We start from the raw sequence: 2,436 nt of genomic DNA, 5'->3' as shown, positions 1-2,436 counted from the left end.
CTTCGCCGAGCTGGAGCATGTGCGTACCCGTCTGCGGGGCATTATGCACCTGATGGAAGGGGAGGTAACACCGCCGCCGTCAGGCCCGATGGAAACCGACATTAAAGAAGATGCCGCCAAGTACGAGACCGGCACCCACGAAGCCAATATCAAATCGGTGGACTTTAAAATCTATCGACAGCAGGTGCAGGGTGCACTGGAGCCATTGTTCACCACCAACCCGGCACTGGTAAAAATCCGCAACGGCCAACCGGTGCAGCAGCGAGAGCTGGACGAACTGGCCAAGCTGGTTCTGGTTCAAAACCCCAATGTTGATATCCGCACCCTGAAAGAGTTTTACCCGGAGGCCTCTGCCAGCCTGGATCAGATACTGCGTACAATCGTGGGTATGGATGGTCAGGCTGTAGCGGAGAAGTTCGCAGGCTTTGCCGCTGCCCATAACCTGAACAGCCAGCAGATCCGTTTCCTCGATATGTTGAAAAACCATATCCGTGATTACGGTACGGTGGAGATGAGCAAGCTGTTTGAGCAGCCGTTTACCCAGATTCATGGGAGAGGGATTACCGGGGTGTTCCCGGATATGGGGCAGGTTATGGCGATTAAGGAAATTGTGGATTCGTTGAGAGTGGGAGAGCTGGCTCCACACTCATAAGGGGCTGCTGATTTAACCAATAGTTGGTTGGTTCTTACCAATGCATGGTTACCATCTGAGTCCAAAGCAGCTCTGAAGCCGTTATGTATAGAAAAAGAGGTTTTTTATACAGCTTTGCTGGATATGTATAGAAAAACAGATTTTTTATACATGTCCATGTTAACTTGTATAAATAATCCGATTTTTTATACATGTCAGGAGTGGCTATGGGGTCTTTTGAACCATCCAATCTGCCTTTGTCTCAGGAAGAGGAGCTGGAAACCCGGCAAGTGCTCAAAAAGCTGGCGGTGGCCCACAGGCACCTGGCTGAACTGAAAGGTGTGGTGCGCTCCATTCCCAACGAAAGCATCCTGATCAGTACCCTGACCCTCCAGGAAGCGAAAGACAGTTCCGAGGTGGAGAATATAGTCACCACCCACGATGAACTGTTCAAGAACGGCCTGTCGGCCACAGCTTACAATCCTGCGGCAAAAGAAGTGAAAAGCTACGCCAGGGCTCTGAATTGTGGCTTTGAAACCGTAAGGCGCACTGAACTCCTGCGGCTACAGGATATCCTGGATATTCAGCAGACACTGGAAGAAAACCGTGCAGGTCTTCGCAAACTACCCGGTACCGAGCTGAAAAATATGCAAACGGGGGAGGTCGTTTATACACCACCTCAAAGTCCGGATCAGGTTGAGTCGTTAATGTCCAACCTGGTGGCTTATATCAATGATCACGGACTTTCAGACAATGATCCGCTGGTGAAAATGGCTGTTATCCATTTTCAGTTTGAAAGTATCCACCCTTTTTATGATGGCAACGGTCGTACAGGTCGTATTATTAACATCCTGTATCTTGTTGCCCAGAAGTTGCTGGATCTGCCTGTTCTTTATTTGAGCCGATATATCATCCGAAACAAAGCGGAGTACTACCGACATCTGCAGGGCGTGAGAGATAGTAGTGACTGGGAGGGCTGGTTGCTCTTTATGTTACAGGCCGTTGAAGAAACATCAAAAGAAACGACCCGCCTTATCGAGCAGATTAAAACCATGATGCAAACGGTTAAGCACCGGATGCGCCATGACCTGCCCAAGATTTATTCTCAGGATCTTTTGAATAACCTGTTCTGCCACCCCTATACAAAAATCGAGTTTGTAGAAAAGGATCTTGGCGTCAGCCGCCTGACGGCGACAAAATATCTTGAGCAGTTGTGCGAGAAAGGCTTTTTGGTCAAACAGAAGATGGGCCGCAGTAATTACTACATCAATGAAGCACTGGTGAAACTCTTTCTTGATATAGGCCGCTCTTAAGCGAGTACAGTTACTAAACGGTCTTGTATCCATCAGCAGGTATAATCCTGCTCATATTTTTTATTTTTCAACGTAAGTTTATTCATGATCACAGGCGACCTGAAAAGCAAAATCGACAAACTCTGGGAAGAGTTCTGGGTGGGTGGTATTACCAACCCACTGACGGTTATCGAACAGATCACCTTCCTGATGTACTCCCGCATGCTGGATATGCAGGAAACCAAAGACGAGCAGCGCAAGATGCTCGCCAATGTCGACTTCCATCCTCGTTTTACCCCGCTGCAGCAGGCCTGCCGGTTCAGTCAGTACAGCAACCTGAGTGCTGATGAAATGATGGAAACTGTGCGGGATGAAGTGTTCCGCCACTTCCGCATTCTCTCAGATGAGCGCAACGACGATGGTCTGCTGGCGGAGTTTATGAAGGATGCCCGCCTGGAGATCGTCAAGCCCAGTCTGCTGGTGAAAGCTGTTGAGATGATCAAGGCGCTGCCC

The 2,436-nt window shown here is 49.1% G+C and carries 3 protein-coding genes; all 3 read left to right on the top strand.

The features are described from left to right. Positions 1-652 (top strand): type I restriction-modification enzyme R subunit C-terminal domain-containing protein (locus E1189_RS25225; protein ID WP_329601895.1); only part of this gene is annotated, 652 nt, incomplete at its 5' end. 206 nt (positions 653-858) lie between these two features. Beyond that, positions 859-1,944 (top strand): Fic family protein, encoded by a 1,086-nt coding sequence (locus E1189_RS04785; RefSeq protein WP_155158913.1) that lies wholly within the window; start codon positions 859-861, stop codon positions 1,942-1,944. 84 nt (positions 1,945-2,028) lie between these two features. Beyond that, the coding region (locus E1189_RS25220) for a type I restriction-modification system subunit M N-terminal domain-containing protein (RefSeq protein WP_230460171.1) at positions 2,029-2,436 on the top strand (408 nt) is incomplete at its 3' end.

It is taken from the genome of Parendozoicomonas verongulae, from assembly GCF_009711465.1.
Taxonomy (GTDB): Bacteria; Pseudomonadota; Gammaproteobacteria; order Pseudomonadales; family Endozoicomonadaceae; genus Sansalvadorimonas; species Sansalvadorimonas verongulae.
The sequence above is the reverse complement of the archived record's forward strand: the minus strand, read 5'-3'. Positions and strand labels throughout refer to the sequence as shown.